Source organism: Citricoccus zhacaiensis (genome assembly GCF_014645315.1).
Taxonomy (GTDB): domain Bacteria; phylum Actinomycetota; class Actinomycetes; order Actinomycetales; family Micrococcaceae; genus Citricoccus; species Citricoccus zhacaiensis.
The window spans coordinates 45,630-68,763 of the sequence record NZ_BMLQ01000012.1; the positions used below are offsets into that span (position 1 = coordinate 45,630).

Below are 23,134 nucleotides of genomic sequence, written 5' to 3' on the forward strand. Positions count from 1 at the left end.
TGGCCGCCGTCGTCCCCCGACTTTCCGGGCAATCCCCACCGGTGACGATTGCCCGGAAAGGCATCAGTGGTTCACGACGCCGTCGTAGCGCTGGAGGAACGTGGCAAAGTACGGCTGACCTTGAGGTCGGAGGGCCGGCCCCATGTGACCCAGTCGTTGTGTTCCTCAGAGCTGACTCCTTAACACATGTCAGCAAGCGAGACCTCGATACGCTGTCATCGTCGGCATCTAGGCCCGTAGATCTCCCCGTATTTGGTCTCGCACATTTGACAGGTGTAAAGTTACCTCCCGCGAGCCAACAGCAGGAGGACCCATGAGCGAACCGTCGCAGCGCCAGGACCGGCCACATCTGTCGGCAGGCCGCTCCTGGGCGCCCCTCATCGACGCCGTCACGGCAATCCTGGACGAGGGCGCGGACCCGCACTCCCCGAACACCCCGCTGAACGTCGCGGATGTCGCCCGCCGCGCGGGCGTCAGCCGACCCACGTTCTACAAGTACTTCCGGGACGTCCCCACCCTGGTCCGCGCGGCCGCGCTGCAGCGCATGGAGGCCACCTTCGAGCGGGTGCCGACGGTGGAGCTCGGGGACACCTGGACCGTGTTCGCGCGGGACACCTTCCAGACCCTGCTCACGGACCTGGCCGCCCACCGCCGCTTCTACCTCTCCGCCATCGCGCTCAACCCCGCGGACGTGGCCAGCGACTTCGTCCGCTACATCTCCCACCGCCTGCTCGCCTACTCCCCCCTCGGCCCGGTCATCCATCGGCGCAAAGGCCCGGACACCGCCGCCGAGCGCGCGGAGTTCCTGGCCGCGGGCACGGTCTGGCTGGTGCAGCAGTGGCTCGCCGCCTCCGCAGACCCCCTGGCGGAGGTCCCGGACATGGTCGACCGCCTCTCGGCCCTGCTCCTGTCCAGCTCGGGTGCCACGGAGCAGGAGATCGCCGCGGTCCGCTCGGCCTCACCGGCAACCACCACCGTCGCCACACACCCCGGCACGACGCCGGCCGGCGCCTCCCCGGAAAGGATCGCCTGATGGCGCAGCACCGGAAGAACCCGCCCACCTATCGGCTCCGGAACGGCCGGACCGCACCGGTTCCCTTCGGAGGACGGCCCGCGCACCGTCATACCGTTCATCACGCCGCTCAACCCGCTGCCCAGCCCGCAGCCCAGCACGGTGAGGCCCTCGATGCCATCGGGGCCTCCGCGCCGCAGCAGGCGGTGGTGCGGAAATCGGCGCTCCAGCGCTACGGCGCCATGGCCTGGTTCGGGGTGATCCTGCTGGCCCTGGCCATCATTCCGTCCCTGTACTCCGGGCTGCTCACCGGCGCCAACATGGACCCGACGGGCAACCTCGATACGGTTCCGGCCGCCGTCGTGAACCTGGATGAGCCGGCCGAATCCCAGGGCGAGGCCATCCACCTGGGCGAGGACCTGACCGAGGAACTGGTGCACCCAGACGGGGACTCGGACAACCTGGACTGGCGTCCCCTGGGTGTGGCCGAGGCGCGGACCGCCCTGGAGGCCGGGGACGTGATGGCCGTGCTGACCATCCCGGAGCACTTCTCCGCGCACGCGGCCGGTCTGTCCACGGGTGAGGCGGAGGACGCGGCGCAGTCCACCCTGCGGATGCAGACCAATGACGGCGCGAACATCATCATGGGCACCATCGCCAGGACCATCGGCGAGACCGCGTCCAGCACGGTGGCCGAGGGCATCGGCGAAGAGTACGTGAAGAACGTGCTGCTGGGCTTCACCGAGGTCCACCACGGCATGCAGGAGGCCGCCGACGGCGCCGGACAGGTCGCCGAGGGCTCGCAGGATGCCGAGAGCGGCGCCGGCGACCTGGTCGTGGGGATCGACCAGCTGGCGGATGGCTCCGTCACCCTGGACCACGGGGCCCAGCAGCTGGCGGAGGGCGCCGCGGCGGCCAACGCCGGCAGCCAGGACCTGGCCCGGGGCGCCTCCTCCGTGGACGACGGCGCGCAACAACTGAGCACGGGGCTGGGCCAGATGCGGTCGCAGACCGAGTCCCTGCCCAGCCAGACCCAGACCCTGGCGGACGGGGCCGGGAAGGTGGCGGCCGGCGTCGGACAATTGGACCAGGGCGTCACCGCCCTCGAAGACACCGCAGGCACCCTCTCGGGCGGTGCCGGGCAGTTCGCGTCCGGTCTGGACGAGGCCGTGGCCGGTGCACTCCAGCTGCGGGACAGTGCCAGCGCGGTCGTGACCGGTGTGCAGCAGGTACAGGGTGATGCGGGCACGCTCCAGGAGCGGATCGCGAACCTCCGGGCCGCCGGCGATTCGATGACCGATGAGCAGCGACAGGCCGCCCTCGCGGAGCTGGCGGACGGAGCGGCACAGGTCCACGCGGGTGCCGAGCAGGCCGCTGCCGGGGCGTCCACGGTGAACGAGGGGCTCGGCGGGATCGTCGGGGACTCCTCCTCCGGCACGGGGCTGACCGGCCTGCGCGACCGCGTGGACGAGATCGCCTCCGCAGCCTCCACGGGCGCCGCCACGGTCTCCGAGGTGGCGGACAAGATCCACACGCTCTCGGACGGCGCCGGCCAGGTGGCCGCGGGCGCGCAGACGCTGGCGGACAGCTCCGGCACGCTGACGGACGGGATCTCCACGGCGGCCACCGGCGCGCAGACCCTGGCCGATGGCACCTCGCAGCTCAGCGACGGCGCAGGCCAGCTGGCCGCGCAGATGCCGGCACTGGCCTCCGGGGCGCAGGAGCTGGCCGCGGGCAGTTCCGAGCTGTCCTCCGGACTGGCCACCGCCGATGACGGTTCGCGCGAGCTGGCCTCCGGCCTGGGGGAGCTCTCCGATGGTTCCGGCCAGCTGTTCGCGTCCCTGCGGGACGGCACGGCGGACGTGCCGAGCTACACGGACGAGGACGCCTCCACCCTCGGCGCCGTGGCCGCGCTGCCGGTGAGCGCAGACCTGGAGCGCACCCACGAGGTCCCCTCCTACGGCTACGGCCTGGCCCCGTACTTCATGGCCCTTGCCCTGTGGGTCGGCGCACTGGGGTACTTCCTGATGCGCCCGCCCGTGCGTGAGGCCATGATCACCGAGGGCAAGCCCCTGTGGCGTGTGATGCTGCGCTCGGCGGCATTGCCCGCACTGATGGGCGTGGTGCAGTCCCTGGTGATGGTCTCGGTGCTCGTGTTCGGCTTGCACATGGCACCGGCGAACGCCTGGGGGCTGGCCGGATTCGCCGTGCTGACCTCGGTGACCTTCATGGCCATCAACCAGGGACTGGTTGCGCTGCTGGGACCGCCCGGACGCTTCTTCGCCCTGATGCTGATCGTGCTGCAACTCTCCGCCGCAGGCGGCACCTACCCCGTCCAGACCGCACCGGCGTTCTTCCAGGCCATCCACCCGTGGTTGCCGATGACCTACGCCGTGGAGTCCTTCCGGTCCCTCATCGCCGGCGGATCCATCGGCGTGGGACACGGGATCACGGTGATGCTGATCTGGATGGGGGTTGCGGTGGCGATGCTGGCGGTGGCCGTGACGCTCAAGGGCATCAGGGCGCGTCAGGCAGCCTCCGGATCGGACCGGTCCGAGGGGCGGACTGCAGTGGTCACGGCGTAACCCGAAACCCGACGCCAGCGGTCCGGTGGGGGCCTGGGGCGCGGGCCATCGATGCGCACGGCTCCGGCTCCTTCACCAGGACGATGACGCCACGGAACTGCGCCGGTCCACGGTCTCGAAGACCCGTGGCGCCGTGCTGATCTCCTCGCCCTGCCTCGGAACCTGTCAGTTGGCAAGCGTCGCCGCCGTGGGATACCGCGACGGGGCCAGCGGACAGGTGGGCCCATGGTGTGGCTCTCCGGGTTTGACGACGAGGCGCGATTCCAGGCGTTCCGGGAGTGGGGGGGCGGGAGGCCCACCAGTCATCTGGAGATATCAGGCACCCTGCCCGAAGATGAACTCCTCGGCGTGCCGGATGGCCTTGGTGAACGCCTGGTTCCGCAGGGTCACCCGCTCCCGGTCCACCCCACTCGTTGGCTCGGCGTACTGCGTCGGCCCGGGATGCAGGATCCAGATGTCGCCATGCGGGGGCAGGTAGAACACCCCAAAGGACCTGCGCTCGGAGTCGTCCGCCCACACCGGCACCACGGCCACGGCGGCACCGGTATCAGCGTTGATCCACTGCGCGCGCGGCATGGGCGGCTCCAGCACCTCGGGATCGAGGAACGGGGCAGTGCCCTTGCCCCAGCGCTCCTCGAACCGCTCGTAGAACGCGGGCAGCAGGGAGTGGTTGTACGGACGCCATGAACTCATACCGGTCTCCTCGACTGAGAGGCTTCGGACAGGGGCCGGACGCCCACGCCCCCGAGGGTTGGAACGCGAGCGTCCGCCCGCGGAGGCCCGGAGCCACGCCCCGGGCCCCGCGATGAGGGAAGCCCCTAGGAGCCGGACTCCACGAGCTGCCTCTGATCGCCGGTTGCCTCGACCTGGATCCGCCGTGGCTTGGCGTGCTCCGCCACGGGGATCCGCACCGTCAGGACGCCGGACTCATAGCCGGCCGTGATCGCGCCGGTGTCGAGTTGTTCGCCCAGGACGACCTGACGGCTGAAGACGCCCCTCGGCTGCTCGGAGGCCAGCATCTCGGCACCCTCCGGGGCCCGCGGCGACCGCTCGGCCCGAACGGTCAGGGCGTTGCCTTCGATCCCGAGGTCGATGGAGTCCGCCTCGACCCCGGGCAGGTCGAACGCGATGACGAACTGGTCGCCCTCCCGCCAGGCCTCCAAGGGCATGGCCGCCGGCCGGGAACGGGTTCCCAGTACCTGCTCGGCGAGTCGGTCAAGTTCGCGGAACGGATCGGTACGCATCAGCATGATTGCTCACTCCCAACAGATGATCGGTCTGAATCTCCTGGTGCCAGCCTTGCAGATCTCAACTGGCTGGTACATATTTATATAACTCACGAAGCCAAGGTCCGCAAGAGTGAGTTTTCAGGCGGGCAGGGAGGTTCCGCATGGTGGCGAGCAAGGACAACCAGGGCGTCTACAGCATCTCGGTGACCGCCAGGATGGTGGGGATGGAGCAGCACAACCTGCGCCAGTATGAGAGCCGCGGGCTGCTCGAACCCGACCGGACCTCGGGCGGCACCCGTCTCTACAGCGACCGGGACGTCGCCGTACTCCGGCGCATCGGGGAACTGCTGGCCGAAGGCCTGAACCTGGCCGGCGTTCGCCTGGTCCTGCAGCTCGAGGCCCGCAATCGACACCTCAGGCGGCAGATGGACCGCCTCAAGGGCCAGACGTAGCGTCGACGCGGCCGGCATCGCCATCCACCGTCACTGCCGCCACGCGGATCAGAGCCTCGGCAGCCCCGGGTACGGCGAGCACGGCGGGGATCCCCACCTCGCGGGCGACGATGGCCGCGTGGGACAGCACCCCTCCGGTCTCGGTCACCACCGCCGCGGCGATCGTGAACAGGGGCGTCCAGGCCGGATCTGTCTCGCGGCACACGAGCACGTCACCCGGGCGGACGGCCGCGAAGTCCCCGGGGCCGCGGACCACCTGGACCCGGCCGGTGGCCACCCCCGGACTGGCCGGCACCCCCACCAGCACCTGCCCGACGCCGGTCCGTTCCGGCCCCGCTGTCACCTCCGGGAGGGGTGTGGTGACGGGACGGGCCTGAAGGATTTAGGTGGTGCCGTCCGCGAGCACCCACTCGATGTCCCGGGCACCGCCCAGCACGGAGGACACCTTCCGGCCCACCACGTGCAGGGACTGCACCCGGGAGTCCGCCAGGCACCACGCTGCCTGCTCCGCCGCGGCCACCGGGCCGGTCACGAGTCGCCCGTCCCGACGGTCCGAGCGCGTGATCTTCCGTCCTGCCCGGCGCGCGAGGATCCCAGAGTCGTCCGTGCGCCAGGAGTCGGGGGCGACCCTCCCGGAGACCAGCAACTCCCCCACGCCCCAGGAGCCCTCGATCACGGTCGGGTCACCGGTGAACATCACCCCGGAGACCTCGGCGTCCACGAAGCGCTGGACCAGCACGGCCATCCCGCCCGCCGCTCCAGCCGAAGCCCCCGCGCCGTCCTCGCCCACCGCCGAGGACCGCACCGCCACATACTCCGAGCCGGCCCCCTCCAGCAGGTCATCCACCGCCCGCCCGACCCCCTCGATGACCGCAGCGGGCAGGTCGATGGCGAGGAGCCGGCGTCGTGCTTCTTCGGGGCGCCCGGCGGACGGCCGGTCCAGACCCAACGCCACCGCCGCTTGGCGATACACGCCCGCCGGGATCACGAAGCCGTGCGGCACGGCGAACCCGGCGCGCAGCAGCCGGGCGAGGGACGCGGCCTTGCCGCCGACCTCGGGAACGCCGACGGCCCCGGCGGCGGCGAGGTCCAGTACGGTCATGGCTGCCTGCCGCCGGCGAATCCGGTCCACCGCAGCCGATCGGGCAGGTGGGAGAGTTCGTTGACCGTCACCACGCCCGGGGGTTCGCCCACCCGGAGCTCGATCACGGTCAGGGAGGCGTTGGCGATCCCGGCCAGGGACATTCACCGGGCCGTCGGCGCCCCGAGGGCCTCCCGCACCAGCCAAGCGATGGGGTAAGCGTGGGTGACGAGCACCTCGTGCGTCGGGCGCTGGGACTGAGCGTCCGGTCGGCCGAACCGCGCCACGAGAGCGTCCGCCGCCCGATGCCCGGTCTCCGCCTCGGCACGGTCATAGCCGTCGAAGAGACCGGTCCAGGAGGGGGAGAGCTCGCCCGGCGCCGGCACGTGGGGGACGTGGTCCACGAGTTCGGGGGCCTCGTCGACCAGGACTCGCGGCCGCTGCGCGCCCAGCTCCGCGGAGAGGATCGCCGCGCTGGCGGCCGCCCGCGGCAGCGGGAATGCCACACCGCGTCGAGGGGCATTCGCGCGAGACGTCGGCCGATCAGGCGTGACTGTTCCCGGCCGTCGTCGGTCAGTTCACCCAGGGCGTCAGCCGCCCCGTGGCGCAGGAGGTAGAGGGTGCGGGCGGCCACGGTCACCGTCCGCCCGGGTCCGGCTGCGGGGTACGGGCGCGGCCCAGGCTGCAGAGCAGGTCCTGGTGGAGTTCGACCCACACGGTGTGGCAGGACAGGATCCCGACGCCGGCCACCCACTTCTCCTCGCCCGCGCGCGCCGTCCGCACGGCGGCGGTGAACTGGCGCGGGTAACGCGCGAACCTCGGGAGATCGGCGGCGAGGTCGGCGAGGAGGCGTTCCAGGGCATGGCCCAGCTCGGTCAACTCGGGCAGCACCGCGTCCCGGTGGCTGGCGCGGCTGGCGGGTGACTCGAGCTGCCACTCGGTCAGGAGGCGCACGAGCCGGGTGTTGAGATCCTCGAAGCGTTCCGCGGTGGATTCGAGGACTGCGTGGGCTCCGGCGGTCCGGCGCTCCTCGGCGAGCAAAGCGGTGAGTCGTTCCTTGCCCGCGTCCGTGAGGATCCAGCCGCCGGATCCACCGAAGCTCATGCGCTCGATGAGGGCGTCGCGGGCGAGGCCCAGGAGGGTACCCTCCGCGGTAGTGACCTCCAGGTCGGCGCGCTCGGCGACGGCGAGGGTGGCTGCGAAGCCGCCCAGGCGGACGGCGTTGAGGATGCGGAGCTGCGGGGTCGAGGGACCGGTGCCGCCTGACGCAGGGCGCGCGTTCACGAGGGCCGCCCCGGGGGCCCTCCGGACTCCGTGCGGCTGGAGACCCGCTGGAACCGCTGCTGGGCGGCCTGGGGCGAGTTGACCCCGAGCTGCTGCGCGATGTCCGGCCAGGTCAGCCCTTCCGCGCGGGCGACCAGCAGCAGCCCCGCCTCGAGGGCGTCCAGGTCCGCCCGCGCCGAGTCCACCAGTTGCAGGGCAGCCCGCAGCTCCTCGTGATCTGCCCGTCCCAGGGCGGCGTTGGCGCGCTCCAGGGCGTACCGCAGCAGTGTCAGGTCATCGGGCGGACTGCCGGCGCGTTGCCAGGGGAACCGCGGGAGTCCGTCGGCGCCGGCGTCGAGGAGCCGGCGCCGGGCGGACACGGCCTCGTGGTGTTCTTCGGATTCGTCGGGGAGCGCAGGGGCCATGCGGGAGAGCCTGGAGCATCAACGTTTCGTTGTCAATCTTTCGTTGATGTCAGCGAGTACCCTCGCCCCGCCTGACCCGGCCTCAGCCCTGGCGGGCCTTCATGCGGGGGTTCTGCTTGTTGATGACGAAGGTGCGCCCTCGGCGGCGGACCACTTGCGCCCCGGGGATCTTCTTCAGCGCGCGCAACGAGTTCACTACTTTCATGGGGTCCTCCGATGGTCGGTGTCATGGGTATCATCCAGGCCGAAGGGGTCGGCCAGGCCGGTGAATCCGGACTGCATCTCAGCCTCGGTCAGCTGGGATTCGGTGAGCAGGCGGGCGAACTCGGCGGTGCCCAGGCCTTCGCCGGTGGCTTCGATGACCGTGCCGGGCTGCCCGAGGTCGCCGTGCGAAACGCCCTCAGCGAGCATCACCGGAGGTGCCGGCAGGGATTCGTCCCGGTAGGCCGGCCACGGCCCGGTGTTCTCCAGCCACACCCGGGGGCCAGCCCCTTTCAGCAGGATCCGGCACTCCGGGGCAGGGGCCATCCAGAGCTGTCCGCGCAGCCGGCAGCATCCCGGCGCCAAGACCTCCAGGGCCCGGTGGAACCGTTCGGGGTGCAGGGGGCGGTGGAGCCGGTGGCGCACGGTGCCGAACGGCGAACCGGCCGCATCGCATCCCCCCGGTTCCTGCGAACCACCTGAACAGCTTGAATCGCGCCGGACCTCGGCAGCCCTGGTGGTGAGGTGGGCATGAGGTGCCAGCTCCCGGAGCAGCTGGAGTCCCCGGGCGCGGGCGGGTGGGTCGACCGGGACCACGTCGGGCTCGGCCAGCAGCACGGCGCCGGTCAGCGCGAGTTCGTCCATCAGGAATTCCCCCGGCGTCCGCGGATCCTGCGGCAGCGCGAGGTAGCCGGACTCGAACAGCGTGTGGCGGTCCCAGATCTGGTCCTCCACCGCACTCGGGGAGCAGGCCAGCACCACAGCGTCCAGGGTGATGCCCCGGCGGGTGCCGCCGGTCAGCGCCTGCAGCACACCGGCGGCCGGCAGCGCCTCGGGCAAAGCCAGGATCAGGTGCCCCACACCCTCGTCCTGCGCCTGCCGGACGGAGGGCACGATCTCCAAGCGGACGGCGCAGCTGGGACAGGGGTGCTCCAGTCGCCTCTTATGACGCTCCGGTCCCACCCCGGGCCGGAAGACACGGCGGACCAGCACTCCGTCCTCCAGGAGGTCGTGGAACGCCACCACGGCCTCCGGAGACGAGGTGGCGAGCAGATCACAGGCCTGTCGGCGACACAGGGAGTCCAGGGAACTGACGAGGGTGAGGCGCATGCCCGCCATCCTACATGAGAATGATTCGCATTAGAGAGGCCAGTTGGCGCAGACCGGCCCTACGGCCGTCGACGTCAGCAGTCGAGGCGGGCCCCGGAACCGAGATCACCGCCCATAGCGGTCCGACCGCTCCCAGGGCCAGTCCTCGGCGATCCAGTCGACGAGCGTCTCGGCCAGCGGACCGTCCAGGGAGGCGTGGCTCGCGCGCACCCAGGACTGCACCGCGACGTCGAAGCCCTCCCTCTCCGGAGGGTAGAGGTAGACGCAGCCGATGACGTCCCCGTCCACCGGGTCCAGCACCGTGAAGGTGAACCCCTTGCGCGCCTCGAAGTCGGCGGCATGCCGGGTCAGGTCCTGGAGGTTCCGCTCGGGCGGATAGCCCTCCGGCGGCGGCACGCCTCGCAGAGCCGCTGACGCCGCCCTCCTTGCATTCACCCGTTGCACCACTCCTACACTGGGCACATCCGCTATTCGTAAAACTGTTTTGCAAAGGAGTGGGTATTGATGCGTTTTGACGGAAAGCGAATTCTGGTGACCGGGGGTATCTCGGGTATCGGGGCCGCCACCACCCGGCGGTTCCTCGAGGACGGGGCCCGGGTGGCCGTGCTGGACATCGACCAGGAGCGCGTTGACGAGTTCGTCTCCGGCGAGTCCTCAGGCGATCGGTTGATCGGTGTGGCGGCCAACGTCTCCGATTCCGACTCGGCGAAGGCAGCCGTGGAACAGGTCGTCGAACAGCTGGGCGGTCTCGATGTGCTCATCAACAACGCCGGTGTGGGCGGCGTTGGCAAGGCCGGTGACGTCAGCGACGAGGACTGGCGCAAGGTGATGGGCGTGGACCTGGACGGGGTCTTCTTCATGGCGCGTGCGGCCCTGCCGCACCTGCTGGAGTCACAGGGCAACATCGTGAACACCGCGTCCATCTCCGGGCTGTATGGCGACTACGCCATGGTGGCCTATGACACGGCCAAGGGCGCCGTCGTGAACTTCACCCGTGCCACTGCCGTGGACTACGGGCACGATGGCGTGCGCGTCAACGCCGTGGCCCCCGGCCCGGTGCGCACCCCCATCCTCGAGGAGGCCCTGGCGAACGAGGAGATCGCCGCCACCTACGCCGAGCGCATCCCGCTGGGCCGCACCTCCGAACCCGAGGAGATCGCCAGCGCGATCACCTTCCTCGCCAGCGAGGACGCCAGCTTCATCACCGGCGTCATCCTGCCGGTGGACGGCGGCCTGACCTCCTGGAGCGCCCAGCCGAACATCTCGGTCGGCCTCTCGACCTGATCCCGCACGCGGGATCAGCGTGGTTTCCCCACCCACTCTCGCCCAACGGGGAGGAGACAGCCGCGCTACAAAGCGTGCGTCGCCGGCCGGACGGCGTTCGTCACAGTCTCGGATTCCATGTCCGAGACGATTGACTTCAGGGTCTCGATCAGCCCAGTGATGTCCTCGTCGGTCATGGCCAAGGACAGCGACATCTCTCCCCGGTGGACGGGAAAGTATCCCCGGTTGGCCAGCTCGAGAGAGATGGTCTGCGTCTTCTCCCCGTCCACGATGCGCCAGTAGTCACGGTGCGTTCGCACCGCCTCGCCAGGCGAAGTCATGTAGGCGTACCCCAGATGCGAGATTTCCCGTCCGTGGATCCGGAACGGGCTGTTGCGATCCTGGCTCCACGTATTGAGCTCTGACGCGATACGCCGGGCATGCCCATTCAGCGTGGCGAAGGCCTCTTCGGTGAGCTCAGTCAGGCAGGCAGCCCCTGCCAGCACCGAGAGTTTGTGCCCGTGGTGTGTTCCGGAGACCGAGACCCGGCCGTCCTCCAAGGCATCCATGATGTCTGCCCTGCCGCCCACCGCTCCCAGGGGCAGCCCGCCACCGATGATCTTGCCCATGACGGTCAGGTCCGGTGTGATCCCGTAGAGGCCCTGCAGTCCGTGGTATCCGGCCCGCAGACTGATGGTCTCATCGAAGACCAGCACGATCCCCAGCTCTCGGGTGACATCGCGCAGCATCTGCACGAATTCCTGATCCAGCGCCACCATACCGCCAGCACCGCTCTGGAGTTCCAGGATCAGGCACGCCAGTTCCTCACCATGGGCCCGCAGGAGTGCTTCGGTGCCAGACAGATCATTCTGGGTCAGCACGAGGACGTCGTCCACCGTCGTGGCAGGGATACCCCCACTGTCCGGCACGGATGCCGGGGCCGCGGCCTCGCCGCCATTCTCCGGGGTGGGGTGTGCGGAGATCTGCAACACGTCGCTAAAGCCGTGGTATCCACCTTCGAGTTTCGCAATCCGGGTGCGCCCCGTGGTGGCTCGCGCCAGACGGACGGCCGTCATACAGGACTCCGTCGCCGAGCAGGAGAACTGCACCTTCTCCACCGAGGGGATGCGCTCAATGAGCATCCGGGCCAGGTCCCCCTCCTGGCTGCCCGGATTGCCGAACGAGATTCCGTGGGGAATGGCTTCCATCAAGGCCGACGTCAGCGCAGGGTGGTGGTGACCCAAGACATTGACGGTGTAGTTGTTGTTCAGATCCAGGAGACGGTGCCCGTCAACCGTCTCGATGTAGGCCCCTTCACCGCTGGTCACGAAGATCGCGTGGGGGCCGAAGTTGAAGGAGTTCCGACTGTATCCGCCCGGCACGGATCGGCGACTCTCCTCGCTCATTCGCCCGGAGACCGAGAACCGCTCCATGAATCTCTGCTGTGCTTGCTGAAGCGAGAATCCCGCCACAATGAACCTCTTCGTTGATGGGATGGCAGCCCACGGCTGCTGTCTGTCGTTCCATCTTTCGGTCCACGGCCTACAGTCGGCAATCACGGAAACTCGAATGCGTCTTCGCCAGAACAGAACGCCCGACGCCGGCCCGCAGAGTGGCAGGTCGGCCTCAGCCGACGAGAGATTCGGCTTCCGGCAGGTCTGAGATGTGGTCCCGGATCACCGTCCGGGTCACCTCCAACAGTTCGGGAATCATCGGATTCACATTGCCTCGGCGCCAGGCGAACGCCTGGACACTGGCGGGCGCATCGGAGATCGGGACGAACCGGACTCCGGGGTGTTGGAAGGTGCGGGTGGCCGAGGCCGGATAGGTGTCGATCGCCCCGGAGTACGCCACCGCAGAGAGACTCTCGTTCAAGGTGCGGACCAGGGCACCGGCGCGGCCAGGCGCCCCGCGGACGCCAGCCAGGGTCCAGAAATCCGCCCACTCGGTCGGAGTGGTGTCCCCGGCGACCGCAAAGGGCTGATCCAGGATGTCGGCCACCGTCAGGGAGGCGGCCTGTCCGAAGGGCCCAGTGGCCGCCACCGCCGCGTAGAGCCGCTCCTGGAAGAGCGGTCTGATCTCGAATCGCGGGTCGTCGATCGGCATGCGGAAGAAGGCGACGTCAACCACCCCCGAGCCGAGCTCTTCGAACTGGGTACTCATGGACAACTCCGTGAAGTCCAGTCGAGTCTGTGGAAAGTTCGCTGCGAAGGCCCCGAAGACCCGGTGGGTGAGTTCGCCCAGTGCCTCCCCGAAGAAGCCAATGCTCAGATGCTCGGTAGCGCTACGAGCGATGGACTGGGTTTCGGTGCGCAATCTGTCCAGTTGGTCCAAGATCATTTGGGCCTCGCGGACGAAATGCACTCCTGCGGGAGTGACCAACACCTGATGGGGGGTCCGTTCGAACAATTTGACGTCCAGTCTGGATTCGAGCCGGCGTATGTGGGTGCTCAGGGCAGACGCGGCGATGTGCTCCATCTCGGCAGCACGGCCGAAGTGCAGTGTCTCGGCCACCCGCACCACATACTGCAGCTGCCGGATCTCCATCACCAGTCACCCTCGACTCTCCTCGGCCTTCAGCGCCCCGTGGACTCCATGTTCAAGAATCGCGAACGCACCTTCTCACAGTGACCGTTGTCACGTACCGCTGGCTCCCGAAGCATGGAAGACCACAGTGGATCGACCACCTGCCAGCATCTTCCCACCCCCAGAGGTATCCATGAAAACGTCATCCCCGACGAGCCAACCCCAGACAGCGTCATCGAAAACCACCCAATTGAACACGGGTTCCATCGGCACCGCCGGGATCGTGTTCTTCGTGGTCGCGGCCGCCGCACCTCTGGCCGCCACGTTGGGAGCCGGCCCGGTGGTGTTCATGTTCGCCGGCCCGGCGGCTCCGGCCATGTATCTGATCGCTGCGTTGGCCCTCTTGCTCTTCGCCTTCGGGTTCTCGGCCATGAGTCGGTACGTCACCAATGCCGGCGGTTTCGCCGCTTTCATCTCCTGGGGCATGGGCCGCTGGGCTGGTTACGCCGCCGCCGGGATCGCCCTGGTGGCCTATCTCGCCATGTTCCTGGGAATCTCGGCCCAGTTCGCCACATTCACCTCTGACTTCTTCGACCGGTTCCTGGGCCTCGAGGTTCCGTGGCAGGCCACGCTTTTGGTCGGTGTGGCTGTCATCGGCCTGCTCGCCTATCGAGACATCCGAGTGTCCACGGTGCTCCTGGGCGTCATGCTGGTCCTGGAGGTCCTGTTTCTGCTCGTCTTCGATGCCGCCGTACTGGTGCAAGGCGGTGTCGAAGGCATCAACGTGGCCTCGTTCAGCCCTGCCGACATCTTCAGTCCCACCATGGGGCTGGCCCTGCTCTTCGCCTTTGCCTGTTTCGTCGGCTTCGAGGCGACCATCCTGTACGGCGAAGAGGCACGTGACCCCAAGAAGTCGGTGCCGCGGGCCACCTACATCGCCGTCATCGTGATCGGTGTGGCCTACACCCTGACCATGTGGGCCCTCGCCCTCGCCTACGGGGTCGATGACGTCCAGGACGCCGCCTTGGCCGACCCGGTCAACTTCGTCCTCGCTGCCGTCACCGATTACCTCGGCGCGTGGGCCGCCGTCGTGATGGAACTGCTCGTGGTGACCAGCCTGCTGGCGGTGCTGTTGTCCTTCCACAATGCCCTGAATCGCTACGTGTTCTCCCTGGGCAGGTCCGCCTTCTTGCCACGGTGGCTCAGCCACACACACCCCCGTCACCACAGTCCGAGCCGTGCCAGCGTGATCGTCTCGATCACCTGTGGCCTTCTGCTGGTGTTGTTCATGCTGACCGGCCAGGACCCCTTTGCAGTGCTGTACATGTGGATGATCGGGCTCGGCACACTCGGCCTCCTGCTGTTGCAGGCTGCCGGCGCCGCAGCCGTCGTCGTTTTCCTCCGCGGGCGTTCCGCTCAGGTGGGCCTGTGGTCACGCCTCGTCGCGCCTCTGATCGGAGGAGCAGTCCTGGTGGTCGCCGTGGTTCTGGCGGTGATCAATTTCGACGCCCTGATCGACACCGAAGGCGCCATCTCAGTCATCCTTCCGGCCCTCTACCTGGTTGCCATCGGCGCCGGACTGATCATCGGCGCCGTGCGCCCCGTCGAGGACCTACGCCGCGAATATGACCCTGAGACCGTCGCAGAGCCACGGCTGGCGGACCCCACACCGGGAACGTGATAGCTCCTGGATGCGGAGCACCGACACCGCCCGATCCAGCCCCGCCAGCTGGACCGCTCCACACCACCACTGGTCACTGCCATTCCCCACGGGAACCGCTACGCGGGGCATCCCGCGCCATATACACATCTATTGTTACGAGGAGAATCATGACAACGTTGCAGACCGAGCAATCGTCCATTCTGGATCCGTCTGTCTGGGGCGGCAAGATCTATACGGATGGCTGGACGCAGGGTTCGGCGGAGTCGGTGGACGTCATCGAGCCGGCCACCGGTGCGGTGCTGGGCAGCGCGGGGATAGCCTCCGCGGAGGATGTCTACGCCGCGGCCACCCGGGCCGCCGCGGCTCAGAGGGAATGGGCTGCGCGCAAGCCGGAGGAGCGTGCCGCGGTGCTGCGCCGGGCCGGTCAGGTCTTCGAGGACCACGTTCAGGAGTTCAACACGTGGATCCAGCGCGAGACCGGGGCGATCGCCCCGAAGGCCGGGCTGGAGACCCATGTGGCGGCCAATGAGTGCTTCGACGCCGCCGGACTGCCGCACCATCCGGCCGGGGACGTGCTGACCTCCGATGAGGACCACTGGTCCTTCGCCCGCCGGGTCCCGGCCGGAGTGGTTGCGGTGATCTCCCCGTTCAACTTCCCGCTGATCCTGTCCATCCGTTCCGTGGCGCCGGCCCTGGCCCTGGGCAACGCGGTGATCCTCAAGCCCGACCCGCGGACCCCGGTCTCCGGCGGCGTGATGATCATGCGCGCCTTCGAAGAGGCCGGCCTGCCCGCCGGGGTGCTGCAGCTACTCACCGGTGGCGCGGAGACCGGGGCCGCGTTGACCGACGCCCCGGAGGTGCGGATCGTGTCCTTCACCGGCTCCACCGCCGCCGGCCGGAAGGTCGGGGAGGCCTGCGGCCGCAACCTCAAGCGAGCCCACCTGGAGCTCGGCGGCAACAACGCCATGGTCGTGCTGCCTGGCGCCGATGTCGCCGCCGCTGCCAGTGCCGGAGCCTTCGGGTCCTTCATGCACCAGGGACAGGTCTGCATGACCACCGGCCGCCACCTCGTCCACGAGTCCCTGAAGGAGGAGTACGTGGCCGCCCTGAAGGAGAAGGCCGAGCACCTGCCCGTCGGCGATCCCACCGGGCAGGTCGCCCTGGGACCGATCATCGACGAGAAGCAACGGGACAACATCGACCGCATCGTGCGGGGGGCGAAGGACGCCGGGGCGAACATCGAGGCCGGCGGCACCTACGAGAACCTGTTCTACGCCCCCACGGTGATCTCCGGGATCGATCGGGACAACCCGGCCTGGGCCGAGGAGATCTTCGGGCCGGTGGCTCCGGTGTTGTCCTTCAGCTCGATCGAGGAGGCCGCCGAGATCATCAACGCCAACGAATACGGGCTCTCCGTGGGCATCCTCGGAGACGTCGGCCAGGCCATGAAGCTGGCGGACCTGGTCCACTCCGGCAAGGTCCACATCAACGAACAGACCGTCTCGGATGAGTCCAACGCCCCCTTCGGCGGGGTCGGAGCCTCCGGCACCGGCTCCCGGTTCGGTGGCTACACCGCGAACATCGAGGCCTTCACCGAGACCCAATGGCTCACCATGCGCCCCGACATCGCCCCCTACCCCTTCTAAACCCCACCACCCACTATGAGGGCAGAGATCACCAGTAATCTTTGCCCTCAAAATGCGGTATGGGGGCCGACCGTCGGGTCAACTGTGACTGACGATCTTGGCGACCAGCGAACCCCGCCAGCACCTTCCGCACCACAGCCCCCGGATCCTCGGTCTCCATGAGGGCCCGCACCAGCGCGACGCCGGCCACGCCGGTCCCAGCGAGCGCGGCGGCATCGGCGGCGGTGACGCTCCCGATCGCCACGATCGGCAGCTCCGTCGCCGCCACCAGGGGACCGTAACCGGACACCCCCAGCGGTTCCCGCCCGGAGTCCTTCGTCGGGGTCGGCCGGAACGGCCCGGCCCCGACGTAGTCGATCACCCCGCGCAGCTCCTCTGCGGCCCGCACCAGCTCCAGGGTCCCGGTGGTCACCCCGATCACCGCCTCCGGTCCCAGCAGCTCGCGTGCCGCTGCCACCGGCAGGTCGTCCTGTCCGAGGTGCACGCCGTGGACCGCAGCTCCCCGGGCACGGGCAGCGAACGCCACGTCGGCCCGGTCGTCCACGAGCACGCGCGTGGCAGGGTTCGCCGCGCGCACGGCCTCCGCCACGGCACACGTGAGCTCGAGCAGATCGGCCGCGGACGCGTCCTTGGCCCGCACCTGCACGACGCCGGCCCCGGCACCCGCCGCGGCGGCCGCCACCTCCACGGTCCGACGCCCGGTCCCGGAGGTCACCAGGTAACAGCGCAGGTCCAGCGGCTCGCGCGCCGAGTCACCAGCCCTCACCGCACGGCCCCGCCCGAACCATCCGTCGCGGCGCCCACCGCGTCCAGCGCATCGAGCAGCTCCACCCGGAAGCTCCCCGGCCCTGCGGCCCGCTCCGCAGCCACTTCACCGGCCACGTTCAGCCATGTCGTCGCAGCCAGCCCCGCCCGGAACGGATCCACCTCCACCGCGCAGCACGCCGCGGTCAGCGCCCCGAGAAGGCATCCCGTGCCGGTGACCCGCGTGAGCTGGGAGGTGCCGCGCGCCACCAGGGCGCGACGGCCGGCGTCGAGCACCAGGTCCGTCTCACCGGAGACGGCGACCGCTCCCCCGGTCCGCCGCACCACCTCCCGTGCGGCCTCCTCGGCCGCGACCGGTGCCGCCACCGAGTCCGCTCCACGCCCACCAGGCCCACTCCCCACCAAGGCCAGCACCTCGGAGGCATTGCCGCGCACCACCTCCGGATGAGAATCCAGCAGCTCCCGCGCCAGCGGCGTGCGGACAGGGGCAAGGCCGATCGCGGTGGGGTCCAACACCCAAGGGCGCCCGTCCCGCACGGCGACCTCCACCGCTGCCGGGATGCCGTCCATCGCGTCGGTGCTCAGGGTCCCGAGGTTGACCGCGAGCGCGTCGGCCACGGTGGTCACCACGGGGGCCTCGGCGAGGGTCTCGGTCATCATGGGGCGGGCGCCGGCGGCGAGCAGCCCGTCGGCCACGATCCCCATGGACACGGTGGCGGTGATGCAATGCACCAGCGGCGCGCGCTCGCGCACCGCACGGATCACGGGCGCGACGGCGGCCAGGTCCGGATCGTGCGCGAGGTCCGGTCCCGGCCGGGTTGAGCAGGAAGAAGTCACGTGGACATCCCTTCGCTAGTTCGAACTAGATCAGGTTCCACGGGTGTGATCTCAGCGCCGGTCGGCGCACCCCGTGTCCAGGGTTCAGTGTAGGGCAGGCACACTCATTCCCATCCCCGGCCCCACGTCCAGTCGTTGTGTTTTTGGCGTTTAAGAGTAGCCTTTTACTATGGACGATGACTGGCTCAGCACGGGCAGTGCCGCAGAGATTCTCGGTGTCTCGCGGCAACATATCGTTGACCTCTGTGATCGCGGCGATCTGCCGTCCATCAAGGTCGGCACACATCGGCGGATCCGGCGCGACTCCCTCGCTCGCCTCATAGCGCCGCAGTTAACTCGCAATCAGGAAAGATCCCTGTGGCTTCATCGGGCAGTGCTGGGCGCTCTCATGATGGAGCCCGCCGTCGTGCTTCAGTCGGCTAGGGACAACATCGCTCGGTGGAAGTGCGCGCATCGCCCGGACGGCAAGTCCGTGCACTATCTCGACCAATGGAGTGCGGTCATCGAGGGCGGCGTGGATCAGGTGGCCGCTGTGCTGACCGGAACCGATGAACTGTCTTGCGAGCTTCGGCAGAACAGCCCCTTCGCCAGCGTCCTCACCGATGAGCAGCGGCAGCAGGTCCTGCGCTCATTCCAGCAGCACTGGCGCCAGGACCACAGCGGGGAGCGCGCCGCATGAACAGACAGCAGCTGGCCCACATCCTCCGGTCGGCATGCACCATCGTGGGCGACAAGGACGTGCTCGTCATCGGCTCACAATCGATCCTCGGCTCCTATGACGAGGACGACCTGCCCGCAGAAGCTACCGCATCGATCGAGGCCGACATCGCCTTCCTCGATGATCCCGATCGAGGGAAAGCAGACCAGGTCGAGGGCATCATCGGCGAGCTGTCCGGATTCCACGCCTTGAACGGCTTCTATGCAGAAGGCATCCATGTTGAGACAGCTATCCTCCCTGAAGGGTGGCGGGATCGCCTGGTCGGGTGGGACATCCTCTCCTCGGCTCCCGCGGAACCTCACTTCCTGGAGCCGCACGACCTCGCCGTGTCGAAGCTGGCAGCAGGCCGCGAGAAGGACAAGACGTTCGTCAACGCACTCATCGTGAACGGCATGCTCGATGTGAAGACCCTGCACGAGCGCAACGAACTGATCTCGAACGAACACCAGTTCCTTAAAGACCGGTCCCGATCGCATCTCAACAACATTGGAAGGGCCTCAGGTAGTCAGACCTGACCGATCCGTCCCTGTCCGCCCCCGCCCCGACCACACCCGCGGCGACCTCGTCCAGGTCACCGTCCAGGTCCCGGGGCGCCAGCTTCGGCCCGAGCGCCGCGCCGAGCACGAGCAGCAGCCCGCCGAGCGCCACGAGCGCCATCACGGAGCCGTCCCGCCCCAACCCCGCCTCGAGCGCGGGCAGGTAGAAGGGGTAGAGCGCCGGCAGGATGAGGGACAGGCTGTACCCGGAGCCGTAGCCGGTGGAGCGGACCTCGGTGGGGAACCGCTCGGACAGGTACGCGGAAACGGGGCCGTAGGCGGAGACGGTGATCACCTGCAGCACGGCGGCGCACGCGGCCGCCGCGGCGAGGGTCGGCGAGTGCACCGCCAGCCACCACACCACCGGCCCGGCGATCCCGGCGGCCACACCCCACAGCACGAAGACCCGACGCCGCCCCACCAGGGTGGACAGGTGCCCGGCCAGGGCCATCACCACGGCCTGCGCCACGGAGGCGATCCCCATGACCACGGGGACCGCGGTGGGCTCCAGCGCGGAGTCGGTGGCCAGCCGGTCGGTCAGCAGCAACACGGTGGTGTTGGTCAGCAGCCACAGCCCGGTCATCAGCACGAAGACCTGCCAGAAGGCTCGCGCCCACCGGCCGGCGAGCAACTGGCGCAGCCCAGCCTTCCGGCTCGGGCCGCCGCGCCCCACCGGTACCTCCTGCGCCCGGCCCTCCTGCCTCCCGTCAACCTGCTCCGCCCTCTCGACTGCTTCCGCCCGCTGCCGGCTGCGGTGGAACACCGGGGCATCGGTGACCTGCCGGGAGTAGTAGACCAGCATCCCCACGGAGAGCAGCGCCCCGAGCACGAACAGCAGTCGCCAGCCCCAGGCGGCGTAGGCGTCTGGCCCGATCAGCGCGAGCAGCCCGGCCACGGAGAACGCGATGGACGCCTGCGCCCACGGGGCCATCGAGAGAATCAGCCCGCTCATGAGCCCGCGGCGCCGGGGTGCGGACCACTCCATGGCCAACGGGATGGCCGCCGAGTACTCCCCCGCCACGAAGATCCCGCACAGGAACCGCAGGGCCAGGATCAGCCCGATGGTCCCGGCGCCGAGGATCTCGTGGGTGGGGGTGGCCGCGATGGCCAGGGCGCACAGGGCGGTCCCGGCGATCGCGATCCGGGTGGTGCGGGTGCGCCCGAGCCGGTCGGCGATGCGCCCGAACACCACCCCGCCGATCGGCCGCCCCAGCAGCATCGCGATGACGATCAGCGCCCCGGTGGACGCGGCGGCGGCCGGCCCGGCGAGCACGAGCATCGCCGGGGCCAGGGCGGTCAGCGGCAGGAACACGTGGATGTTGTCGATCCAGTTGCCCACCACCCCGGCCCGCAGGGCGGCCTTGCCCTCCGGGGGCAGATGCACGACGGCGGCCGGGGCCGTGGCAGCGGCGGTCACCGGGCGCTCCCGGCCAGTTCCGGACGGTTGGTCGCGGCGGCGGGCAGCGCCGCTTCCCCGCCGGGTTCGATCCGCAAGGCCTGGTCGAAGAACTCGAGTTCGTGCCGGCAGGCTGTCAGGAACGCGCGTGCCCCGGCGGCGCGCACGGCCGGGGAGGCCGCCGCCATCTCGGCCTCCAGCTGGGCGAGCGCCTGCTCGGTGGCGGTGACGAAGCCGGGATCCCGGTAGGTGTCCAACCAGGCGGCATAGGGGTGGTCCGCGGGGACGGCAGGCAGGGCGGCCCCGACCTGGGCGTAGAGCCAGAAGCACGGCAGAACGGCGGCCACGCCCACGGCCCGGTCCTCCCCGAGGGCGGTGGCCAGCAGGAAGGTCGTGTAGGCGGCGGTGACCGGGCTGGGGGCTGGATCCAAGGCTCCATGGTCTGCGGTGCCGAGCCAGCCGCGGTGCAGCTCGGCTTCCTCGGTCAGTGCCCCGGTGGCCGCTTGGGACCAGTACACCTGGGAGGCCGGGTCGGTACTGCGGGCGGCGAGTGCGGCCAGGGCCCGGGCGTAGCCGTTCAGGTACAGCGCGTCCTGGGCCAGGTAGAACGCGAAGGCGTGCTGCGGCAGGGACCCGTCCACCAGGGCGCGGACGAAGTCGGAATCCGCGATGGCCGTATTGGTCTCCGCCCCGGCAGCCCAGAGCGCGGCCGTCCAGGGGCCGGGCGGCGCGAGGGCCGGTGCGGGGACGGCGACCTTGTGGCCGTCGTCGCCTGCCCGCGGGGCACCCAGGCCGGCGGGTGTCTCGAGGAGGTGGGGGACGGCGTCGGGCATCAGCCAGGGGGCGGATGAGGCGGCGGCCTGCAGCCGGCGGGCGCGGTGGCCGTGGTCCACGGGGCCGTGGCCGGAGCCGACGCGCAGGGCGGCGCCGTGGGTGATGGACTCGTGGAGCCAGTCGGTGGCCCAGGCCAGGGCGGCGGCGGGGCTGTCCCCGCGGCCGAGGCGTGTGGCCAAGGCGGAGGACAGGGAGCAGCCGGTGCCGTGCGTGCTGGTGGTGTCCACGCGGGTGGAGGGCACGGCGATGCGGGCGCCGTCCGGGGACAGCCAGGTGTTGGTGACGGTCAAGGTGTCCAGGTGGCCGGTCTTCACGACGACGGCCACCCCTGTCTCCGCGGACCAGCGGGCGGCCTGCTCGAGCGCCTCGTCCTCCGCGGCGGCACGGGGCTGGCCGGTGAGCACGGCGAGCTCGTCGATGTTGGGGGTGACCACGGTGGCACGGCGGCAGAAGGCGACCATGGCCTGCTCGGCCTCGGGCTGCAGCAGGCGGTCCCCGCTGGTGGCGACCATGACCGGGTCGACCACGAGGATTGTGGGTTGAAGGTCGTCCAGCCAGGCGGCGACCGTGGCGATGATCTCCGCGGTGCCGAGCATGCCGGTCTTGATGGCGTCGAGGGTGACGTCGTCGCTAACGGCGCGCAGCTGGGCGGCGAGGAAGTCGGCGGGCGGGACGTGGAGGTCTCGCACGCCGTGGGTGTTCTGGGCGACCAGGGCGGTCACGACGCTCATGCCGTAACCGCCGGCCGCGGTGATCGACTTGAGGTCCGCGGCGGTGCCCGCTCCCCCGGACGGATCGGTGCCGGCGATGGACAGCACGCGGGGCACTGAGGGCAGGGCGGAGCTGGGCGAAAATTGGATATGGCAAGAAGAAGTCACGCGGACATCCCTTCGCTAGTTCGAACTAGATCAGGTTCCACGGGTTTGATCTCAGCGCCGGTCGGCGCACCCCGTGTCCGCGGCCCAGTATAGGCGGGTCCAATCGCCGGTTCTCAGCCCGACCTTTTCGACCCGTTGGTTGCCGTGTAGTCCAGCACCGAGTTGTGAATAGCGATCACCAATCCTCGAAGCGAAGCCAGATAGGCGATCATCCGAAGTTGATGCCAGACGGGCCGAGCTCCTGCGTCCGAGTCATGCTCTATGCTCGAATTCACAAGAATCCGCTCAAAGTCAGAATGTGGGCCATCTCCGTATACCAGGTTCCAGAGTTCATATATCGGTTCAGGTTCGTACTCGAGGATTTGGGCATTTTTGCCCAATGGAGGCGCAGAAGAGTCTCGATTTAGCAGCCAGAACTGGGTGATGTCCTCGTCTGTGGCGGTGAACCACGCCCAGAGACGTTTTCGCAAGTCGATACACATTTTTTCGTCACTACTGATCTTTTCGAGGCGGGCGATTGTTGGCCACAAGGAAGAGTCATCGCCATCGGTCAATGCGATCGGCCGAACTTTGAATGCCAAAGACTCAAAGACGACTATTGGTGGTACATCATTCAATTCACCCCTGAAGTATGGGTGATCGAAGAATGCCAGAGCTCGAAGGCTGAAGCTTAGGAAGGCGGACTCATCATTGGCGGCATGGCGCCGGGCATTT

General features: G+C 69.1%; 26 protein-coding genes and 2 riboswitches. Of the genes, 8 read left to right on the forward strand and 18 right to left on the reverse strand.

All coding sequences use genetic code 11. The features are described 5' to 3' along the window. The first annotated feature begins 313 nt into the window (after positions 1 to 313). Together IEX49_RS15710 and IEX49_RS15715 are read left to right on the forward strand one after the other, a co-directional pair. Positions 314 to 1,033, forward strand: coding sequence for a TetR/AcrR family transcriptional regulator (locus IEX49_RS15710; RefSeq protein WP_188807089.1), 720 nt, complete (start codon positions 314 to 316; stop codon positions 1,031 to 1,033). Continuing rightward, complete coding sequence (locus IEX49_RS15715; RefSeq protein ID WP_188807091.1) at positions 1,033 to 3,597, forward strand: YhgE/Pip domain-containing protein; 2,565 nt, start codon at positions 1,033 to 1,035, stop codon at positions 3,595 to 3,597. Before IEX49_RS15710 ends, IEX49_RS15715 begins: the two co-directional genes overlap by 1 nt. A 315-nt stretch (positions 3,598 to 3,912) precedes the next feature. On the opposite strand, the gene IEX49_RS15720 is transcribed toward IEX49_RS15715, so the two are convergent. Continuing rightward, positions 3,913 to 4,290, reverse strand: a complete 378-nt coding sequence (locus IEX49_RS15720) for a hypothetical protein (protein ID WP_188807093.1) — start codon at positions 4,288 to 4,290, stop codon at positions 3,913 to 3,915. Positions 4,291 to 4,415: 125 nt separating this feature from the next. Further along, entirely contained in the window at positions 4,416 to 4,847 is a 432-nt protein-coding gene (locus IEX49_RS15725; protein WP_188807095.1) for an Hsp20/alpha crystallin family protein, read from the reverse strand. Between the two features lie 140 nt (positions 4,848 to 4,987). Between IEX49_RS15725 and IEX49_RS15730 the strand changes: the two genes are divergently transcribed. Then, on the forward strand, positions 4,988 to 5,278 hold the full coding sequence (locus tag IEX49_RS15730; RefSeq protein WP_188807097.1) for a MerR family transcriptional regulator: 291 nt from the start codon (positions 4,988 to 4,990) through the stop codon (positions 5,276 to 5,278). On the opposite strand, the gene IEX49_RS16935 is transcribed toward IEX49_RS15730, so the two are convergent. The 9 genes from IEX49_RS16935 to IEX49_RS15765 all read right to left on the reverse strand — a co-directional run bounded on the left by IEX49_RS16935 (position 5,262) and on the right by IEX49_RS15765 (position 9,754). Continuing rightward, positions 5,262 to 5,621 carry a PEP-utilizing enzyme gene (locus IEX49_RS16935; protein WP_229672789.1) on the reverse strand — a complete coding sequence of 120 codons (360 nt, stop codon included), beginning with the start codon at positions 5,619 to 5,621 and terminating at the stop codon, positions 5,262 to 5,264. The genes IEX49_RS15730 and IEX49_RS16935 overlap by 17 nt on opposite strands. Before the next feature lie 39 nt (positions 5,622 to 5,660). Further along, a complete protein-coding gene (locus tag IEX49_RS16940; protein WP_229672791.1) occupies positions 5,661 to 6,380 on the reverse strand; it encodes a PEP/pyruvate-binding domain-containing protein in 720 nt (239 codons plus the stop codon). Beyond that, complete coding sequence (locus IEX49_RS16945; protein ID WP_229672792.1) at positions 6,377 to 6,523, reverse strand: hypothetical protein; 147 nt, start codon at positions 6,521 to 6,523, stop codon at positions 6,377 to 6,379. Before IEX49_RS16945 ends, IEX49_RS16940 begins: the two co-directional genes overlap by 4 nt. After that, positions 6,524 to 6,865 carry a hypothetical protein gene (locus tag IEX49_RS16950; protein WP_229672794.1) on the reverse strand — a complete coding sequence of 114 codons (342 nt, stop codon included), beginning with the start codon at positions 6,863 to 6,865 and terminating at the stop codon, positions 6,524 to 6,526. Positions 6,866 to 6,995: 130 nt separating this feature from the next. Beyond that, the gene (locus IEX49_RS15745; RefSeq protein ID WP_188807099.1) at positions 6,996 to 7,643 is read right to left on the reverse strand and encodes a transcriptional regulator; all 648 of its coding nucleotides are present in this window, start codon (positions 7,641 to 7,643) and stop codon (positions 6,996 to 6,998) included. Continuing rightward, entirely contained in the window at positions 7,640 to 8,047 is a 408-nt protein-coding gene (locus IEX49_RS15750; protein ID WP_188807101.1) for a hypothetical protein, read from the reverse strand. Before IEX49_RS15750 ends, IEX49_RS15745 begins: the two co-directional genes overlap by 4 nt. 82 nt (positions 8,048 to 8,129) lie before the next feature. Further along, positions 8,130 to 8,252, reverse strand: a complete 123-nt coding sequence (ykgO, locus tag IEX49_RS15755) for a type B 50S ribosomal protein L36 (protein WP_188807102.1) — start codon at positions 8,250 to 8,252, stop codon at positions 8,130 to 8,132. Continuing rightward, on the reverse strand, positions 8,249 to 9,358 hold the full coding sequence (locus IEX49_RS15760) for a GTP-binding protein (protein WP_188807103.1): 1,110 nt from the start codon (positions 9,356 to 9,358) through the stop codon (positions 8,249 to 8,251). Before IEX49_RS15760 ends, ykgO begins: the two co-directional genes overlap by 4 nt. Before the next feature lie 105 nt (positions 9,359 to 9,463). Next, complete coding sequence (locus IEX49_RS15765; protein ID WP_188807105.1) at positions 9,464 to 9,754, reverse strand: GNAT family N-acetyltransferase; 291 nt, start codon at positions 9,752 to 9,754, stop codon at positions 9,464 to 9,466. A gap of 108 nt (positions 9,755 to 9,862) precedes the next feature. Between IEX49_RS15765 and budC the strand changes: the two genes are divergently transcribed. Beyond that, a complete protein-coding gene (gene budC / locus IEX49_RS15770) occupies positions 9,863 to 10,642 on the forward strand; it encodes a meso-2,3-butanediol dehydrogenase (RefSeq protein ID WP_188807107.1) in 780 nt (259 codons plus the stop codon). Positions 10,643 to 10,707: 65 nt separating this feature from the next. On the opposite strand, the gene IEX49_RS15775 is transcribed toward budC, so the two are convergent. Further along, positions 10,708 to 12,027: an aspartate aminotransferase family protein gene (locus IEX49_RS15775; protein ID WP_229672796.1), complete on the reverse strand. Its 1,320-nt coding sequence runs from the start codon at positions 12,025 to 12,027 to the stop codon at positions 10,708 to 10,710. 220 nt (positions 12,028 to 12,247) lie between these two features. After that, positions 12,248 to 13,168 (reverse strand): LysR family transcriptional regulator, encoded by a 921-nt coding sequence (locus IEX49_RS15780; protein ID WP_188807111.1) that lies wholly within the window; start codon positions 13,166 to 13,168, stop codon positions 12,248 to 12,250. Positions 13,169 to 13,397: 229 nt separating this feature from the next. Between IEX49_RS15780 and IEX49_RS15785 the strand changes: the two genes are divergently transcribed. Both IEX49_RS15785 and IEX49_RS15790 read left to right on the forward strand, forming a co-directional pair. Beyond that, positions 13,398 to 14,828, forward strand: coding sequence for an APC family permease (locus IEX49_RS15785; RefSeq protein WP_229672801.1), 1,431 nt, complete (start codon positions 13,398 to 13,400; stop codon positions 14,826 to 14,828). A gap of 149 nt (positions 14,829 to 14,977) precedes the next feature. After that, the gene (locus tag IEX49_RS15790; RefSeq protein ID WP_188807115.1) at positions 14,978 to 16,456 is read left to right on the forward strand and encodes a benzaldehyde dehydrogenase; all 1,479 of its coding nucleotides are present in this window, start codon (positions 14,978 to 14,980) and stop codon (positions 16,454 to 16,456) included. Between the two features lie 28 nt (positions 16,457 to 16,484). On the opposite strand, the gene IEX49_RS15795 is transcribed toward IEX49_RS15790, so the two are convergent. After that, entirely contained in the window at positions 16,485 to 17,222 is a 738-nt protein-coding gene (locus IEX49_RS15795) for a thiamine phosphate synthase (protein ID WP_188807117.1), read from the reverse strand. Further along, positions 17,219 to 18,058: a hydroxyethylthiazole kinase gene (thiM, locus tag IEX49_RS15800; RefSeq protein ID WP_188807119.1), complete on the reverse strand. Its 840-nt coding sequence runs from the start codon at positions 18,056 to 18,058 to the stop codon at positions 17,219 to 17,221. The genes IEX49_RS15795 and thiM overlap by 4 nt, the downstream gene beginning before the upstream one ends. Continuing rightward, positions 18,049 to 18,142: riboswitch (TPP riboswitch) on the reverse strand. It overlaps the preceding gene by 10 nt. Before the next feature lie 85 nt (positions 18,143 to 18,227). Here thiM and IEX49_RS15805 point away from each other — a divergent pair. Both IEX49_RS15805 and IEX49_RS15810 read left to right on the forward strand, forming a co-directional pair. Beyond that, positions 18,228 to 18,737, forward strand: a complete 510-nt coding sequence (locus tag IEX49_RS15805) for a helix-turn-helix domain-containing protein (protein ID WP_188807121.1) — start codon at positions 18,228 to 18,230, stop codon at positions 18,735 to 18,737. Beyond that, positions 18,734 to 19,291: a DUF6036 family nucleotidyltransferase gene (locus tag IEX49_RS15810; RefSeq protein WP_308421960.1), complete on the forward strand. Its 558-nt coding sequence runs from the start codon at positions 18,734 to 18,736 to the stop codon at positions 19,289 to 19,291. The genes IEX49_RS15805 and IEX49_RS15810 overlap by 4 nt, the downstream gene beginning before the upstream one ends. On the opposite strand, the gene IEX49_RS15815 is transcribed toward IEX49_RS15810, so the two are convergent. The 3 genes from IEX49_RS15815 to IEX49_RS15825 all read right to left on the reverse strand — a co-directional run bounded on the left by IEX49_RS15815 (position 19,254) and on the right by IEX49_RS15825 (position 23,001). Continuing rightward, complete coding sequence (locus IEX49_RS15815; RefSeq protein ID WP_229672805.1) at positions 19,254 to 20,729, reverse strand: MFS transporter; 1,476 nt, start codon at positions 20,727 to 20,729, stop codon at positions 19,254 to 19,256. The genes IEX49_RS15810 and IEX49_RS15815 overlap by 38 nt on opposite strands. Then, a complete protein-coding gene (locus IEX49_RS15820) occupies positions 20,726 to 22,420 on the reverse strand; it encodes a bifunctional hydroxymethylpyrimidine kinase/phosphomethylpyrimidine kinase (protein WP_229672806.1) in 1,695 nt (564 codons plus the stop codon). Before IEX49_RS15820 ends, IEX49_RS15815 begins: the two co-directional genes overlap by 4 nt. Then, positions 22,411 to 22,504, reverse strand: a riboswitch (TPP riboswitch). It overlaps the preceding gene by 10 nt. Before the next feature lie 29 nt (positions 22,505 to 22,533). Beyond that, positions 22,534 to 23,001: a hypothetical protein gene (locus IEX49_RS15825; protein ID WP_188807122.1), complete on the reverse strand. Its 468-nt coding sequence runs from the start codon at positions 22,999 to 23,001 to the stop codon at positions 22,534 to 22,536. Positions 23,002 to 23,134: the final 133 nt, after the last annotated feature.

Excerpts from the sequence above, each read along its gene's own strand:
- IEX49_RS15710 (WP_188807089.1), top strand. The coding sequence starts at position 314 with ATGAGCGAACCGTCGCAGCGCCAGGACCGGCCACATCTGTCGGCAGGC.
- IEX49_RS15715 (WP_188807091.1), top strand. The coding sequence starts at position 1,033 with ATGGCGCAGCACCGGAAGAACCCGCCCACCTATCGGCTCCGGAACGGC.
- IEX49_RS15720 (WP_188807093.1), bottom strand. The coding sequence starts at position 4,290 with ATGAGTTCATGGCGTCCGTACAACCACTCCCTGCTGCCCGCGTTCTAC.
- IEX49_RS15725 (WP_188807095.1), bottom strand. The coding sequence starts at position 4,847 with ATGCTGATGCGTACCGATCCGTTCCGCGAACTTGACCGACTCGCCGAG.
- IEX49_RS15730 (WP_188807097.1), top strand. The coding sequence starts at position 4,988 with ATGGTGGCGAGCAAGGACAACCAGGGCGTCTACAGCATCTCGGTGACC.
- IEX49_RS16940 (WP_229672791.1), bottom strand. The coding sequence starts at position 6,380 with ATGACCGTACTGGACCTCGCCGCCGCCGGGGCCGTCGGCGTTCCCGAG.
- IEX49_RS16945 (WP_229672792.1), bottom strand. The coding sequence starts at position 6,523 with ATGTCCCTGGCCGGGATCGCCAACGCCTCCCTGACCGTGATCGAGCTC.
- IEX49_RS15750 (WP_188807101.1), bottom strand. The coding sequence starts at position 8,047 with ATGGCCCCTGCGCTCCCCGACGAATCCGAAGAACACCACGAGGCCGTG.
- ykgO (WP_188807102.1), bottom strand. The coding sequence starts at position 8,252 with ATGAAAGTAGTGAACTCGTTGCGCGCGCTGAAGAAGATCCCCGGGGCG.
- IEX49_RS15760 (WP_188807103.1), bottom strand. The coding sequence starts at position 9,358 with ATGCGCCTCACCCTCGTCAGTTCCCTGGACTCCCTGTGTCGCCGACAG.
- budC (WP_188807107.1), top strand. The coding sequence starts at position 9,863 with ATGCGTTTTGACGGAAAGCGAATTCTGGTGACCGGGGGTATCTCGGGT.
- IEX49_RS15775 (WP_229672796.1), bottom strand. The coding sequence starts at position 12,027 with ATGAGCGAGGAGAGTCGCCGATCCGTGCCGGGCGGATACAGTCGGAAC.
- IEX49_RS15780 (WP_188807111.1), bottom strand. The coding sequence starts at position 13,168 with ATGGAGATCCGGCAGCTGCAGTATGTGGTGCGGGTGGCCGAGACACTG.
- IEX49_RS15790 (WP_188807115.1), top strand. The coding sequence starts at position 14,978 with ATGACAACGTTGCAGACCGAGCAATCGTCCATTCTGGATCCGTCTGTC.
- IEX49_RS15805 (WP_188807121.1), top strand. The coding sequence starts at position 18,228 with ATGGACGATGACTGGCTCAGCACGGGCAGTGCCGCAGAGATTCTCGGT.
- IEX49_RS15810 (WP_308421960.1), top strand. The coding sequence starts at position 18,734 with ATGAACAGACAGCAGCTGGCCCACATCCTCCGGTCGGCATGCACCATC.